Genomic DNA, 15,457 nt, shown 5'->3' with positions numbered 1-15,457 from the left:
CATGCCCAAGGACGAATGGGGCGTCAAACGCCTTTGCCCGCACTGCGGGAGCCGTTTCTACGACCTTCAGCGCGATCCGATGACCTGCCCCGAATGCGGCCATACGTTCTCGCTCGAGAGCCTGCTTGCAGGACGTGGCCGCGTGATGGCCGCCGATAAGAGCAAGTCGACCATCAATGACAACAATATCGACGCGGATGAAGAGGTTCTCGAAGAAGACACCCCCGAAGCCGATATCGACGACGATCTTCTTGAGGATGACGAGGACGACAACGTCTCGCTCGACGATCTTGCCGACGTGGCAGGGGACGACGAGGACAACTGATCCTTCGGGGTGCGCGGGGGAAATGACAGCAGGGCGGATTTTTCCCCTTGCGCTTCCCCCCGCAGCTGCCTAGAAGCACCGCACACGGGCGGCGACGCCCGGACCTCCGGTGGGGCCATAGCTCAGTTGGGAGAGCGCTTGAATGGCATTCAAGAGGTCAGGGGTTCGACTCCCCTTGGCTCCACCAAATCTCTCCGATAATCTCTTATACTTGCAGTTTCACGCAGTATATCTGCGCATCCAATACTTTACCTACGCTGTGGGTAAGATTCCCTGTAATTTCACGATACCGTGAGAACGGCGGAATGCGCTCTGAAGTTGGTCCCGATCCGAGGCACGCATTCTGCAGTTCAACCAGACGAAAAATCTGTGCGTGGGAGCGACGCGGACCTTGTGACGCGGCATGAAACTCCGCCCCCGTGTGCGGCGCCTTCAACAAATCGCGGATGCGCACCAGAACCGGGGCGCGGGTCTGATGGACTAGGCTGTCCTTCGACGTGAACCGCCTGTCCGCACCTCTTGTGGGAGCAACGCCCGGCGTTCCTACGTGACAGCGTGAAATACGCCCTTGTTCAAGCTTCAGAACCCCACAGCGACCTGGCTGGATAGAACACAAACACTAGTCTCTGGATGGGACGCCGTGACCGCGATAGCCCGACAGCGCTCTCCAAGACATGCCGGTTTGTTGGAGCGGACCAGGGAGCTGCGCCGCTTCCGCCAGAATCTATAAGCGTATCGATAATAGGATAGTGCCACTTCGGCCGAGAGCTATCGAAGCGGCGGGCTGACGGGCGGTGCCACTCGCGATGGACGTCGGTGCCATACGGGTTCCCTGCTTCGCGGCAGCACTGCGTTGGGCGCGGTTCACGGAGAGCTGACGGCTGACGGCTGACGGCTGACGGCTGACGGCTGACGGCTGACGGCTGACAAGATGATCTTATCATTCGGTGCTCTCCGCAATCTTCCCCAGCGGTTGCCGCGGGCGTTTGGGCCACACCGTTTTGACCTTCCGGCAAAACGGGGTTGAGCATCGTCTTCAATGGCGCGACGGTCGGGTGACCGGATTTCATGACCATGCCGACAGCCCGCCTCACCCTCCGCCTGTTTGCCCGCTTGAGCGGCGTGCTTCTCATCACGCTGACGGCGGCGGTCATCGCACGCTGGGGGGGCATGCCGCTGCCTTGGATGCTCGGCCCGCTCATCGCTGCAGCCATGCTCGCGATGAGTCTGCCGGCAGGGCATTGGCTGGTGCCGCCGTTTCCAAACAGCATCCGCGGCATCTGCGTCGGCGTGGTGGGCCTGATGATCGGCGGGAGCTTCACGCCCGCGCTGATGAGTTCGGCGGGGGAATGGTGGATCACGCTTCTGGGCATGGCAGCGGTGACACTGCTGCTGCAATGCCTCAACTACCTATGGTTCCGGCGCGGCATGGGGCTGGACCCGACGACGGCCTGGTTCTCCGGCTCCCCCGGCGGTCTGATGGAGAACATCGCGCTTGGCGAGGCGCATGGCGGTGATCTCCGCATCATTTCCGCGCTGCAGTTCCTGCGCATCATCCTCGTGGTCATCACCCTGCCTACGGCGTTTTCGATCTGGAACGGCGCTCCGGTCGGCAGTTCGGCGGGTGTGCAGGTGCCCGGCCCGCCCCTGACGGCGACCGACGGCCTCTTGCTCGCCGCGGCATTGGTGCTTGGCCAGTGGGGCGCGCGTCGCCTGTCCCTGCCCGCGGGGGTAGTCGTCGGGCCGCTCATCGTCAGTGCCATCGCCCATGCGACAGGGCTGATCGGCGGACAGGTGCCGCCGGGCCTTGTCTCGGGCGCGCAATGGCTCGTCGGCACGGCCCTGGGGTTGCGCTTTGCGGGGATGCAACGGGCACGGCTGGTGCAATGCCTGGGCGGGGCGGTCGTGGCTCTTGGCATATCGGTGGCGGCGGTCGGGGCGATCATCGCCATCGTGTTGCCCTTCATCGACATTCCGGTTCCGGCCCTCGTGCTCTCCTACATCCCGGGAGGGGTGGTGGAGATGGGGCTGATCGCGCTTTCCATCGGGGCGAACCCGGTTTTCGTGACGGCGCATCACGTCTTCCGCATCCTGATCGCGGTCATGATCACCCCGCAGATCTTCCTGCGTCATGTGGCCCGTCGCGGCGCCCGGACAGGCGTCGCGAAGTAAACCGGCGCGGCTTGACTTGCTCCGTCGCAGGGCGTCCTATCCGTCCATGGTCCCGGTCGAGGACCGAGCAAAATCAACAGGGACGATCATGCGACACACGAGCCGCTTCCTTGCCGCTACGGCAATCACGGGTGCCCTCGCAGCCTTTCAACCGGGCCTGCCCGCCTTCGCCGCGACCCCGCCCGACACGCTGATCCAGGCCTGGGCGATCGACGACATCATCACCCTCGATCCGGCGGAGGTATTCGAATTCACCGCCTCCGAGCTGATCGGCAATTCCTATGAGACGCTGATCGGTTATGATGTGAAGGACGTGTCGAAGATCTTCGGTGTCGTCGCCGAGAGCTGGGAGGTCTCGGAGGATGGCAAGACCATCCACTTCAAGGTGCGCGAGGGGCGCAAGTTCGCCTCCGGCAACCCGATCACCGCGTCCGATGTGGTCTTCTCGCTGACACGCGCGGTGAAGCTGGACAAGTCGCCCGCCTTCATTCTGACGCAGTTCGGCTTCTCGCCGGAGAATGTCGATGCCCAGATCGTCCAGACCGGCGATTACACGTTCGACTTCAAGATGGACCAGGCCTATGCGCCGTCTCTGGTGCTCTACTGCCTGACGGCGACGGTCGCCTCGGTGGTGGATCAGAAACTCGCCATGTCGCATGAGGCGAACGGCGACTTCGGCTATGACTGGCTGAAGACCGGGTATGCCGGTTCCGGCCCGTTCACCATCCGCGAATGGCGGGCGAACGAGGTCGTCGTGATGGAGCGCAACGACAACTATTCCGGCGATGCACCGAAGATCGCGCGGGCCATCATGCGCCACATCCCGGAACCCGCGGCGCAGCGGCTGCTGCTCGAACAGGGCGACGTGGACATCGCCCGCAACCTCGGCCCGGAGGAGATGGAGGCGCTGTCCTCCAATGCCGACATCAAGAACCAGTCGGGCGTGAAAGGGTCGATCTACTACCTCGGCCTGAACCAGAAGAACGAATTCCTGTCGAAACCGCAGGTCCGGCAGGCGATGAAATACCTCGTCGATTACGCGGCGATTTCCGACACGATCATGAAGGGCCGCACCATGGTGCACCAGTCCTTCCTGCCGAAGGGCTTCCTTGGGGAGATCGACGACACGCCCTTCGCCCTCAACGTGGCAAAGGCCAAGGAATTGCTGGCGGAGGCTGGCGTGCCCGACGGGTTCAGCGTGACCATGGACACGCGCAACACCGCCGATATCACGGCGATGGGGACCGCCATCCAGCAGACCTTCGGACAGGCGGGGATCAAGCTCAGCCTCATTCCCGGCGATGGCGGCCAGACGCTCACCAAGTATCGCGCGCGGACCCATGACATCTATATCGGCCAGTGGGGCGCGGATTATCAGGATCCGCATACCAACGCCGACACCTTCGCCTCCAACCCGGACAATGCGGACGGCGCCTCCTCCAAGACGCTGGCCTGGCGGAACGCCTGGGACATCCCGGAGATGACACAGCGCACCCGCGCCGCCATGCTGGAGCGGGACACCGGCAAGCGGGCGGAGATGTACGAGACGCTGCAACGCGAACAGCAGCAGGACTCGCCCTTCGTCATCATGTTCCAGCAGGTGGAGAACGTGGCGGTGCGGTCAAACGTGCAGAATTTCGTGCTTGGCCCCTCGTTCAACGACAACTCCTTCAAGGCCGTGACGAAGTAGATGGCCATCGCGGAAGACCGGCCGGTGGGGCGCAGAGGCGCCCTTTCGGGACTGTTCTGGAAGACGGGGAAAGTGCTCGTCACCCTTGCGGTGACGCTTCTCGGCCTGCTGTTCGTGACCTTCATGATCGGCAGGATCGTCCCGGTGGATCCGGTGCTGGCCGTCGTGGGGGATCGCGCCTCGCAGAGCACCTACGATCAGGTCTATCAGCAGCTCGGCCTCGACAAGCCGCTGATCGAGCAGTTCTGGATTTACGGGCGCTCCGTCATGGCCGGCGATCTCGGCACGTCATTTCTGACCAAGCGGCCCATCGCGGACGACCTGCGCCGGGTGTTTCCCGCCACGCTGGAGCTTTCCACCTTCGGGATCATCATCGGCACCCTTCTGGGCGTGCCGCTCGGCGTCTATTCCGCGGTGAACAAGGGAAAGCTCGGCGATCAGATCGTGCGGATCATCGGGCTGGTCGGCTATTCCGCACCGATCTTCTGGCTGGCGCTGCTTGGCCTGCTGATCTTCTACGCGCGGCTGGGCTGGGTGGCGGGGCCGGGTCGGATCGACATCGCCTATGAATACTCCATCTCTCCCGGCACCGGACTGCTGCTGATCGACACCGCGATGCAGGGCCAATGGGCCGCATTCCGCAACGTGTTCAGCCACATCGCACTGCCGGGCTGTCTGCTGGGCTATTTTTCCATGGCCTATATCAGCCGCATGACGCGCAGTTTCATGCTGGCGGAACTCAGCCAGGAATATGTGACCACAGCGCGGGTGAAGGGCGTGCCGGAGTGGCGGATCATCTGGGTCCATGCGCTGCGCAACGCGGCGGTGCCGCTCATCACGGTGATCGCCCTTTCCTATGCCAACCTGCTCGAAGGATCCGTCCTTACAGAGACCGTCTTCGCCTGGCCCGGGCTGGGCATGTATCTCACCAATTCGCTGCAGAATGCCGACATGAACGCGGTTCTCGGCGGCACGCTGGTCATCGGGGCGACCTTCGTGCTGCTGAACCTCGTGTCCGACCTGCTCTATTCGCTGCTCGACCCCCGTGTGAGGAGGAGCAGATGAGCCAGTCCCTCTCCCGCCGCGAATGGCTGCTGACGGAGCAGCCCGGCTCCCGCCGTCAGGCGCGGCTCGGCCAGTTCTACCGGACCTGGCTCGCCCTCCGCTCCAACCCGCTGGCGATGGTGGGCCTTGGCATCATCGTGGCGCTGATACTGGTCGCGCTCTTTGCCAATGTGATCGCACCCTACGATCCGCTGGTCGGCGGCGATCTGCGGACGGAACGGCTGCTGCCCCCCTCCTCCACCCATTGGTTCGGCACCGACGATCAGGCGCGCGACATCTTCAGCCGGGTCATACATGGCTCGCGGCTGACGCTGATGATCGTGGCGCTGGTCGCGGTGATCGCCACGCCGATCGGGCTGCTGATCGGCACCACGGCGGGCTATTTCGGCGGCTGGGTCGATACCGTGCTGATGCGGATCACCGATATCGTGCTGGCCTTTCCGCGGCTGATCCTCGCCCTCGCCTTCGTGGCGGCGCTCGGGCCGGGGATCGAGAATGCGATCATCGCCATCGCCATCACCTCTTGGCCGCCCTACGCGCGTCTTGCACGGGCGGAGACGCTGACGATACGCAACACCGACTTCATCGCCGCGTCGAAGCTGCAGGGCGCCTCCTCCGCCCGGATCATCTGGGGCCATGTGGTGCCGCTCTGCATGCCTTCGGTCATTGTGCGGGTCACGCTGGACATGGCTGGTATCATCCTGACGGCGGCGGGTCTGGGCTTTCTGGGCCTCGGCGCGCAGCCGCCCAGCCCGGAATGGGGGGCGATGGTGGCGTCGGGACGGCGGTTCCTGATCGATCAGTGGTGGGTCGCCACCATGCCGGGGATCGCGATCTTCGTGGTCTCGCTCGGCTTCAACCTGCTGGGTGACGGGCTGCGCGACGTGCTCGACCCCAAGGGAGAGAAGTGATGGCGCTGCTTGAGGTGGAGAATCTCCGCATCGCCTTCCCCACCCGCCACGGCCCCGTGGAGGTCGTGCGGGGAGTGACCTTTTCGCTCGGGCGGGAGCGGCTGGGCATCGTGGGCGAATCCGGTTCCGGCAAGTCCCAGACGGGGCGGGCGATCCTCGGCTTGACGCCGCCCCCTGGCAAGGCCACGGCAGACCGTCTGACCTTCGACGGGATCGACCTGCGCAACGCCGACCAGGCCACGTGGCGGTCGATCCGCGGCGCGCGGATTTCCATGGTCATGCAGGACCCGAAATTCTCGCTGAACCCTGTCATGACCATCGGCAAGCAGCTCATGGAAACGGCGCGTCTGCACGGCGCCTCCCGGCAGGAGGCGAAGACGCGCGCCCTGTCCATGCTGGAGGCCGTGCAGATCCGCGACCCGGAACGGGTGTTCCGCGCCTATCCGCATGAGCTTTCGGGCGGCATGGGTCAGCGGGCGATGATCGCGATGATGCTCATCACGGAGCCTGACCTGCTGATCGCGGACGAGCCCACCTCTGCGCTCGACGTGACGGTGCAGATAGAGGTGTTGCGCATCCTCGACCGGCTGGTCAGGGAGCGGGGCATGGGGCTGATCTTCATCAGCCATGACCTCCGGCTTGTCTCCACTTTCTGCGACAGGGTGCTCGTGATGTATGCCGGCCGGGTGGTGGAGGAGATCGCCGCCTCGCGTCTGGCGGAAGCGCAGCATCCATATACGCGTGGGCTGTTCTCCTGCCTGCCGAAGATCGAGGGGGACAGCCACCCCCTTCCCACCCTGCAACGTGACGCGGCCTGGGCGACATGACCCCCATTCTCGAAGTGAACGCCCTCGAAGTCACCTACCGCTCCGGCATGGATGAGGTCCGCGCCGTGAAGGGTGTGAGTTTCAACGTCGCGGAGGGGGAGAGCTACGGCCTTGTCGGCGAATCCGGCTCGGGCAAGTCCACCGTGCTGCGCGCGCTCTGCGGACTGGCGCCGGTGAGCGGCGGCCATCTGCTGATCGAGGGGCGGGAAATCGCGAGTCCGCGCACCGCCGACTTCTACCGCCGGGTCCAGATGGTGTTTCAGGACCCCTATGCCTCGCTCCATCCCCGGCACACCGTGGACAGGGTACTGGCGGAGCCGCTGGCGATCCACGGTTTCGACAACCGGGAGCATCGGATAGAGGCCGCGCTGACGGATGTCGGCCTCGGCCCCGGTTTCCGCTTCCGCTATCCGCACCAGCTTTCCGGCGGGCAGCGGCAGCGGGTAGCGATCGCCCGCGCCCTCATTCTGGAGCCGCAGATCCTGTTGCTGGACGAGCCGACCTCCGCGCTCGACGCGTCCATCCAGGCGGAGGTGCTGAACCTGCTCGAACGGCTCCGCGTGGAACGCGGGCTGACCTATGTGCTCGTGAGCCATGACCTTGCCGTCGTGGCGCATATGTGCGAGCGGCTGATGGTCATGCAGCATGGACGAACGGTAGAGGAGCTGACGCGCGACGCCCTCCGCCGGCACGAGGCGCGCGAACCCTATACCCGGACCCTGCTTGCGGCCTCCGAGGGCTATACGCCCCTTGCCGCGCCTGCCTCCTGAAGGAACTCCCATGAGCCAGCCTGTCTTCGACGGTCACAACGATTTTCTGCTCCGCCTCTATCGTGCGCCGGAGCGGCGGGAGCAGATCTGGCTCAAGGGGGAAGGCCGCGGGCATCTGGACCTGCCCCGGATGAAGCAGGCCGGGTTCGCGGGCGGCTTCTTCGCGATCTGGATCCCCACCCCGCATGAAGGCGGCGGCGATGTGGACGCGCTGATGGACAACCCGCCCTATTCCATCGGCCTGCCGGGGATGGTGGGCACCGCCACCGCCCAGCATGTCGCGGTGACGGAGGCGTCGCTGCTCCTGTGGATGGAACGCTCCTCCGGCGGCAGTTTCCGCATCTGCCGTACGGTGGAGGAAATCCGCGCCACGATGCAGGCGGGCGGAATCGCCGCGATCATGCACATGGAGGGGGCGGAGGCGATTTCGGAGAGCCTCGACGAACTCGACCTCTACTATGAGATGGGGCTGCGCTCGCTCGGCCCGGTGTGGAGCCGCCCGACGATCTTCGGACATGGCGTGCCGTTCCGCTTCCCCTCCTCTCCCGATACAGGGCCGGGGCTGACGGAGGCGGGCAAGAGGCTCGTCCGGCGCTGCAACGCGTTGCGGGTGATGATCGACCTCAGCCATCTGAACGAGGCCGGCTTCAACGACGTGGCCGCGCTCTCGGATGCGCCGCTGGTCGCGACGCATTCCAACGCCCATGCCGTGACGCCCTCCGCGCGGAACCTGACCGACCGGCAGCTCGCCGTCATCGCAGAAAGCGACGGGATGGTGGGGCTGAACTACGCCACCAGCTTCCTACGGCCCGACGGGCGGCGTGGCTCCGATATCGGCTGGGAGCCGGTTCTCGCGCATCTCGACCATCTGATCGGGAAGCTGGGCGAGACGCGGGTGGGGCTCGGCTCCGACTTCGACGGCGCGACCGTGCCTGACGAGATCGGCGACGTGACAGGGATGCCCGCCTTGCAGGACGCGATGGCCGCGCATGGCTATGACGCGCCGCTCATCGCGAAGCTGTGCCATGAGAACTGGCTGCGGGTGCTGGAAAAGACCTGGGGCGGCTGAGCCACGGCCCGGGACAAGCCCGCAGCGCCTCCAACCGCACCCTTCGGCCATCGCAAGGAACCCACCGCGATGGGTCAGAGGGTTACGCACTGAACCACGGGCATCGGCCATGGATCCTGCCTTGTGGTGCGGCTGTGGCTGTGGCTGTGGCTGTGGCTGTGGCTGTGGCTGTGGCTGTGGCGAAAACATCTCACAAGAAAACTCCCCGCAAGACAGGATCACCGACCCTCCTGCTCCAGCCGCGCGCGCTCTGCCGCCACGGCCTCCTCCGTCGCGGTCGGCAGGCTCAGCCGGATTTCCGGGTGGATCCACGTCCCTGTCACCAGAACCGGCGGGCGGAGCCGACCCAGCCCGGCCTCTCTCGGATGCGGCAGGAGGCGGTAGTTCCATGTCCCCGGACCGATCCCGATCACGCCGGAACCGCTCGCGGTGAGCGTGGGCGCGTCCAGCGTGAGATCATCGTTGAGCAAAACCCCATCCTTCATCGCGAATCGCGCGGTGAGGTTGGTGAACGGCGTCACGGCAAGGCGCCCCACCGGCGCGTGGCCGAGCGTGGCCGCCGCGAGATCGACGCCCGCCAGACGGCCATTCACGATCGCAAGCTGCCCCTCGCCGGAGAGGCTGTTCATGATCGCGGCAGGCGTGTTGCCGACGCCGAGAAACTTCAGGCTCCCGGTCAGAGACCCTGCAAACTCGGCTCCCCCCCAATCCGCGAAAAGCGGGCGGAGCGCCATGTCCGTCACCCTCAGGTCGCCCCCGACGGAGAGGCCGCTTCGCCCGTTCATCACCAGTTCGCCCGAGAGTTGTCCGCCATAGGCGCCGACATCCGCCAGCGTGGCGACCGCCCGCCCCCGATCCAGCGCCACATGCAGCGCCGCAGGACCGAAGACCGCCCCTGACAGCAACAGCCGCTCCACCCGCAGATCGAGCACCCCATCGGCCTTCTGCAGCCAGTCATACTCAATGGGGGCCGGGGACCAGCCCTCCGACGTCTCCGCGATCAACCGGGGCAGCAGGGCGCCCGCGTTGAAGACGGCCCCGTTCAGCGTCACGGCGAAACGCGGACGGGGACCGGCGAGATCAAGCATCATCCCCCCGCTCAACCTGTCTGCATCAAGCGACAGCACCCCCTCTGTCAGCGTGACGGCCCGGCCGGGAACCCAGTCCAGATCGCCCTCCAGCGTCACGGGCAGTCTCAGCGCCTGGGACGGCTCCCCCACAGGCTGCCCGCCCAGCAAGGCCGCTGCCCGCATCGCATCCGGGGTGGCGAGCCTAAGCCGCCCTTTCGCCCCCGCCGGTGCACCGCCGATCATGCCTTGGAACCCCAACCGCAGGGCGTCGCCTGTCAATTCCGCCTCCACCGGCACGCTATCTCCCGCGCGGAAGGCACCGAACTCCGCCGTGCCCGCTGTGAGGGTAAGAGGCTGCCCCTCCCACATGGCCTTTACCGAAAGCCGCGCCGCGCCATGATAATCGGGCAATCGGAAATCGGCATTCACCGCATCGAAGACCTGCCGCCGCCCGTTCAGACGGTCGATAAAGGTGACGGAGCCATCCGTAAGCGCGCCATGCGCCAACGAGAAATCCCCCTGACCATTGCCCTGGAACTCCCAGTTGGCGCGACCGGCGGCATTCCGTTCCAGAAGCAGCCTCGGGCGGTCGATGATGATCCGGCTGAGCCGCACATGCCCAAGCAGGAGCGGCGCCACATCGATACCGACAAGCAATCCATCCGCCCGCATCATCGGGCCTTCGGCGGACCAACCGGCATTGGCAAGCTCCACCTCCCCCGCCCTGATACCAAGCTGAGGCCAGAGAACCGGACGGATCGGCCCCGTGAAGCGCAGGGCGCGGCCCGTTGCCTGTTCGAACTCGCGCGAGGCGATCGCCGCCACACGCTCTGACGGCACCAGAAACAGCAGGCCGACCGCAAGGGCGAGGCACAGCGCAAGCGTCAGGACGACGCGAACGAACCAGTGCAAGAAATCCTCCGGGCAATCGGTGGGCGGTCTTTATGGAGACCACGGGCGGGCGCCGCTCCGGGAGCGGCTGAGAAATGGCGGCCGCCCTGAAGGCGACGATGGAAACCGCCGCCTGTGGGCGACGACTGGGAGCGGCCGCAGCCACCGTGCGGCGGTCGTCTGGCCCGTCGCGTGGCGCAGCGCAGGCAGAACCGCCGCCGGTTTCCGCCGCCCTTCGGCACCCTGCGCCTTGCGGTCCGCAGGGCGGCGGAACGCAAGCGCCGCAGGAGGCCACAGCGCGGCGTGGCGGATGAACGAAGTTGCCCACCGCCAGGAGGACGGAGAGGCCAGGTCGCGTGAAGCCGCGACAGGATGCCGACGCGGGGACCAGGTCGAAACTCCGCAACAGGCCGCAGAGACTCGCCGCAATGCCCCGACGGGCGGTCGTCCGGCGATTCTACGGACGTCGCGAAACAGCGGCAAGGGACGAAGCGGGGCTTTTCCCGGCGTCTGCGCTGCATTATATGCGCGCGATGGCTCTGAACCCGCCCAATCTTCGCCCCGATCTCGCCCCCGCGCCGACTTTCGACGCGGGACCCCGTCGCACGGGACAACCGTCGATCGGCCTTGTGTCCCTCGGCTGCCCCAAGGCACTCGTGGACAGCGAGCGGATCCTGACGCGGCTCCGGGCAGAAGGCTATCAGATCTCGCCCGATTATCAGGGCGCTGATGCGGTGATCGTCAACACTTGCGGCTTTCTCGACAGCGCCAAGGCGGAGAGCCTCGAGGCCATTGGCGAGGCGCTGACCGAAAACGGCCGGGTGATCGTGACAGGGTGTCTGGGCGCGGAACCGGAGTTCATCACCGGCACCCATCCTTCGGTTCTCGCGGTCACGGGGCCGCATCAATACGAGCAGGTGCTGGATGCCGTGCACAAGGCCGTGCCGCCCGCGCCGGATCCGTTCGTCGATCTGCTGCCAGCCTCCGGCATCAAACTGACACCCCGCCATTTCAGCTATCTGAAGATTTCGGAAGGCTGCAATCACAAGTGCAAGTTCTGCATCATCCCCGACATGCGGGGCAAGCTGCAGAGCCGCCCGGCCCATGCCGTGCTGCGCGAGGCCGAGAAGCTGGTGGAGGCGGGGGTGAAGGAACTCCTCGTCATCAGCCAGGATACGTCTGCCTATGGGGTGGACCGGAAACACGATTTCTCTCCCTGGAAGGGCGGGGATGTGCGGGCGCATATCACCGACCTGGCCCGCGAACTGGGCGGGCTCGGCGCATGGGTGAGGCTCCACTACGTCTATCCCTACCCGCATGTCCGCCAACTTATCCCCCTGATGGCGGAGGGGCTGGTGCTGCCCTATCTGGATATCCCCTTCCAGCACGCGCACCCTGATGTCCTGCGCCGCATGGCGCGCCCTGCCGCGGCCGCGCGCACGCTGGACGAAATCGCCGCGTGGCGAAGCGATTGCCCGGAACTGGCGCTGCGCTCCACCTTCATCGTCGGTTACCCCGGCGAGACGGAAGCCGAATTCCAGACCCTGCTCGACTGGCTGGACGAGGCTCAGCTCGATCGTGTCGGCTGCTTCAAATATGAAAACGTCGCGGGGGCCCGCTCCAACGATTTGCCGGATCATGTGCCGGAAGCCGTGAAGCAAGACCGTTGGGAGCGCTTCATGGAAAAGGCCCAGGCCATTTCCGAAGCCCGGCTCGCAGCCCGCGTCGGCACGCGGCAAGAGGTGATCGTTGACGAGGTGGATGAGGACGGGGCGACTTGCCGCACCCGCTTCGACGCGCCGGAGATCGACGGAAACCTTTTCATAGATGCAGGGTTCGAGAGCCTGAAGCCGGGCGATATCGTCACGGTGACAGTGGACGAAGCAGGGGAATACGACCTCTGGGGATCGCTGGGGTAAGGCTGGTCCGCGTTTACCTGTGATCGTCTGTGGCGCGGCAGTTCCAAATCCTTGGGCTGCTAGGACGTGTTGAAAAACGGGATTCCGGTTATCGACGCTCTGTGATTCAAGCTCATCCCGACGTGGGAGAAGAGCTTGGCGCGCAACCTGATATCCGACGATGCAACCTGATATCCGAAGATGAATGGGCCTTCTCGAGCAGTTCATCCACGCCATTCGACATCTGAACGGACGTAAACCCTCCGATCATCGCCTCGCTCTGGATGGAGTTTTCTGGATAGCGCGAACCGGCGCACCCTGGCGTGACTTGCCCGAAGAGTTCGGGTCGTCGGTCTACCGCCAGTTCCGCCGCTGGACCCTGGCAGGGCTTTGGAGGATATCCTGGACGCGTAATGACGCACGCGAGGATTGCAGCGCTCTGCGGGTGATACCCATGCGCAAGCTGCGCAAGGCTGTCGACATGACCATCCACACGTTGCGCAACATGGTGGAGCGGTCCTTCAAATAAGCTCAAAAATAGCCGTTGGCTGGCGACTCGCTACGACAAAACCGCAGACACTTTTCTCGGCTTCATCGACGTCGCATGCAGCAGGCTATGGTTACGCCATTTCTCAACATGACCTAGGTCCGCCGTAGCGCGGAAATGCTTCACGGCCCAAGGAGAACTAGCCCGAAATCTGTATCATTCCGTGCCGGAGTTCTCGATTTCCGAAGAACGGCCCTTCACAACTTTTCGGCAAGGCTGTCAGCGGCGGGAAATATCTCTCTTATAAAAGAAAACGGGGCACAGATGCGCCCCGTTTCTCTGTGGCATCCATCAGACCCAATAAGGCTGCAGGCCATAATGGCTCCAGACACGGGTTTCCCAATCGCGATCACGGTCCCAGTCGCGTTCCCATTTAGGGGCCGTGCGATACTGCTCTACCGTGATACCGGTCACATATCCTTCGAGTGTCGTGTCGTATTTCAACGCATTCCAAGGGATAGGGCTGTAATCTTCCCCAATGCCCAGAAATCCACCCGAACCCATGACGGCATAGGCAACCTTGCCGGATTTCTTGTCCAGCATCAGGTGGTCGATCGTCCCGAGCTTGTCACCTTCGATATTGTAAACGGCGGTGCCATTCACATCGGCGGACGAGATCATCGGATTGGCGAGTTCGGTCTGCATTGTATCCTCCATGGATCGTTTCGGTCCATGCAGAGTGAACGCCGTTTCTCCCCCAAGGTTCCTGTCTTTTACTGCTCGCCACTTCCTCCTACGGTCGGACAAAAGCGGGGGAATGAATGGATCATGTGGATTGTATCGTCGCAGGCGCAGGGGTGGTCGGACTTGCCATCGCGCGGGATCTGGCGCTCAGAGGCATGGAGGTTCTGGTGCTGGAACGGGAGGAGGCCTTTGGCACAGGCACATCCTCACGTAATTCCGAAGTCATCCACGCGGGCATCTATTATGAACCGGGCAGCCTCAAGCAGCAGCTCTGCCTGCGGGGGCGGGAAATGCTTTATGCCTTCGCAGCGGCGCGGGATGTGCCCCATCGCCGCTCCGGCAAGCTGATCGTCGCCACCGATCCCGCGCAGGAGCCCGCTTTGGCGGCCGTCGCCGCAAAGGCAGAGGCGGCGGGCGTTCCCCTTCGCCATCTGAGCGGGGAGGAGGCCATGGGGCTGGAGCCTGCGCTCTTCTGCACGCAGGCGCTTCTGTCGCCGGAGACAGGGATCGTGGACAGCCACGCGCTCATGCTGGCCCTTCTGGGAGAAGCCGAAGCGCACGGAGCAACGCTCGTCACCGGCACGACGGTGCGTGCGGTACGCCGGGAGGGGAACGCCTTTATCGTCACGACGGAAGACGAATCGGGGCTGTTCGAGCTCTCCGCCGCCCGTTTCGTCAACGCAGCGGGGCTGGACGCGTCCCGTCTGGCACAACAGATAGACGGGCTGGCCGACGTGCCCCAGACGCGCTTTGCCCGCGGCAGCTATTATGCCCTCCCCGGTCGGCCGGTGTTCCAGCGGCTGATCTATCCCGTGCCGGAGCCGGGCGGGCTGGGGGTTCATCTCACGCTCGATCTGGGGGGTGCCATGCGCTTCGGCCCGGATGTCGAGTGGATCCCGGAGGTGGACTACCGGGTGAACACGGAACGGCGGGCGCATTTCGAGGCGGAGATTCGCAAATACTGGCCCGGTCTGCCACAGGATGCCTTGTCACCAACATACTGCGGCATCCGCCCCAAGATTGCGGGCCCGGGTGAGGCTGCTGCGGATTTCCGCATAGATGGCCCTGCCGCCCATGGCATCCCGAACTTGGTGACGCTCTATGGTATCGAAAGTCCCGGCCTGACGTCCTGCCTCGCCATAGCCGACAACGTGGCAGGGCAATTGGGCTGACACCGCCGGTGGGACCGCCCGCACGGCCTAATGGGCTGCTGAAAAAGGCTTTTTGGGCTGTGTTGGAGCGGACATCGTTCGCAATCTGACGAAATCCAGCCGGAAATCTATACTTCCGGTCGTTTCCGGGCCGATTTTCCGATTTCCGGCACATAGGAATGACACTTCAGGACTTTTCAGCAGCCCGCGCTGCGCAGATCGACGGATGGTCGGATTCAGGGAGGTCAGATCAGCAGAGTGACCGGCTGGCGCGTGAATACCGGAGCGACAAGCCTGCACTCTTGTAGGGGCCTGCGGAGAGCCGAACGAGCAACGAGCAACGAGCAACGAGCAACGAGCAACGAGCAACGAGCAACGAGCAACGAG

At 64.6% G+C, this 15,457-nt stretch carries 12 protein-coding genes, 1 tRNA gene and 2 pseudogenes; 13 read left to right on the top strand and 2 right to left on the bottom strand.

Annotation, left to right across the window (positions count from 1 at the left end; translation table 11 throughout):
- Window position 1: 1 nt before the first annotated feature.
- The 9 genes from RT513_RS03395 to RT513_RS03355 all read left to right on the top strand — a co-directional run bounded on the left by RT513_RS03395 (window position 2) and on the right by RT513_RS03355 (window position 8,829).
- A complete protein-coding gene (locus RT513_RS03395; protein WP_088214208.1) occupies window positions 2–325 on the top strand; it encodes a TIGR02300 family protein in 324 nt (107 codons plus the stop codon).
- A gap of 111 nt (window positions 326–436) precedes the next feature.
- Window positions 437–512, top strand: a tRNA-Ala gene (locus RT513_RS03390).
- An 881-nt stretch (window positions 513–1,393) separates the two neighbouring features.
- Window positions 1,394–2,497 carry an AbrB family transcriptional regulator gene (locus tag RT513_RS03385; RefSeq protein WP_088216289.1) on the top strand — a complete coding sequence of 368 codons (1,104 nt, stop codon included), beginning with the start codon at window positions 1,394–1,396 and terminating at the stop codon, window positions 2,495–2,497.
- An 88-nt stretch (window positions 2,498–2,585) separates the two neighbouring features.
- Window positions 2,586–4,187: an ABC transporter substrate-binding protein gene (locus tag RT513_RS03380; protein ID WP_290684977.1), complete on the top strand. Its 1,602-nt coding sequence runs from the start codon at window positions 2,586–2,588 to the stop codon at window positions 4,185–4,187.
- A complete protein-coding gene (locus tag RT513_RS03375; protein ID WP_088216291.1) occupies window positions 4,188–5,252 on the top strand; it encodes an ABC transporter permease in 1,065 nt (354 codons plus the stop codon). It abuts the gene before it with no gap.
- Window positions 5,249–6,163, top strand: coding sequence for an ABC transporter permease (locus RT513_RS03370; RefSeq protein ID WP_088216292.1), 915 nt, complete (start codon window positions 5,249–5,251; stop codon window positions 6,161–6,163). The genes RT513_RS03375 and RT513_RS03370 overlap by 4 nt, the downstream gene beginning before the upstream one ends.
- On the top strand, window positions 6,163–6,990 hold the full coding sequence (locus RT513_RS03365; protein WP_088216293.1) for an ABC transporter ATP-binding protein: 828 nt from the start codon (window positions 6,163–6,165) through the stop codon (window positions 6,988–6,990). The genes RT513_RS03370 and RT513_RS03365 overlap by 1 nt, the downstream gene beginning before the upstream one ends.
- Window positions 6,987–7,760: an ABC transporter ATP-binding protein gene (locus RT513_RS03360; protein ID WP_088216294.1), complete on the top strand. Its 774-nt coding sequence runs from the start codon at window positions 6,987–6,989 to the stop codon at window positions 7,758–7,760. The genes RT513_RS03365 and RT513_RS03360 overlap by 4 nt, the downstream gene beginning before the upstream one ends.
- Before the next feature lie 10 nt (window positions 7,761–7,770).
- Entirely contained in the window at window positions 7,771–8,829 is a 1,059-nt protein-coding gene (locus RT513_RS03355; protein ID WP_088216295.1) for a dipeptidase, read from the top strand.
- A gap of 218 nt (window positions 8,830–9,047) precedes the next feature.
- Here RT513_RS03355 and RT513_RS03350 read toward each other — a convergent pair whose 3' ends face one another.
- Window positions 9,048–10,811: an AsmA family protein gene (locus RT513_RS03350; RefSeq protein WP_290684983.1), complete on the bottom strand. Its 1,764-nt coding sequence runs from the start codon at window positions 10,809–10,811 to the stop codon at window positions 9,048–9,050.
- Between the two features lie 503 nt (window positions 10,812–11,314).
- Between RT513_RS03350 and rimO the strand changes: the two genes are divergently transcribed.
- From rimO to RT513_RS20785, 3 genes and pseudogenes are all read left to right on the top strand, one after another.
- Window positions 11,315–12,709 carry a 30S ribosomal protein S12 methylthiotransferase RimO gene (gene rimO / locus RT513_RS03345; protein ID WP_290684985.1) on the top strand — a complete coding sequence of 465 codons (1,395 nt, stop codon included), beginning with the start codon at window positions 11,315–11,317 and terminating at the stop codon, window positions 12,707–12,709.
- A gap of 152 nt (window positions 12,710–12,861) precedes the next feature.
- Window positions 12,862–13,082 (top strand): annotated as a pseudogene (locus RT513_RS20790) (transposase); the annotation flags it as partial.
- 42 nt (window positions 13,083–13,124) lie between these two features.
- Window positions 13,125–13,329 (top strand): annotated as a pseudogene (locus tag RT513_RS20785) (transposase); the annotation flags it as partial.
- 197 nt (window positions 13,330–13,526) lie between these two features.
- Here the strand turns inward: RT513_RS20785 and RT513_RS03335 are convergent.
- The gene (locus RT513_RS03335) at window positions 13,527–13,880 is read right to left on the bottom strand and encodes a PRC-barrel domain-containing protein (RefSeq protein WP_290684987.1); all 354 of its coding nucleotides are present in this window, start codon (window positions 13,878–13,880) and stop codon (window positions 13,527–13,529) included.
- Between the two features lie 116 nt (window positions 13,881–13,996).
- On the opposite strand from RT513_RS03335, the gene RT513_RS03330 reads away from it, so the two are divergent.
- Window positions 13,997–15,091: an NAD(P)/FAD-dependent oxidoreductase gene (locus RT513_RS03330; protein ID WP_290684989.1), complete on the top strand. Its 1,095-nt coding sequence runs from the start codon at window positions 13,997–13,999 to the stop codon at window positions 15,089–15,091.
- Window positions 15,092–15,457: the final 366 nt, after the last annotated feature.

The sequence above is a fragment of the Haematobacter sp. genome (assembly GCF_032102465.1).
GTDB lineage: Bacteria > Pseudomonadota > Alphaproteobacteria > Rhodobacterales > Rhodobacteraceae > Haematobacter.
This window is presented reverse-complemented; position numbering and strand designations above follow the sequence as displayed.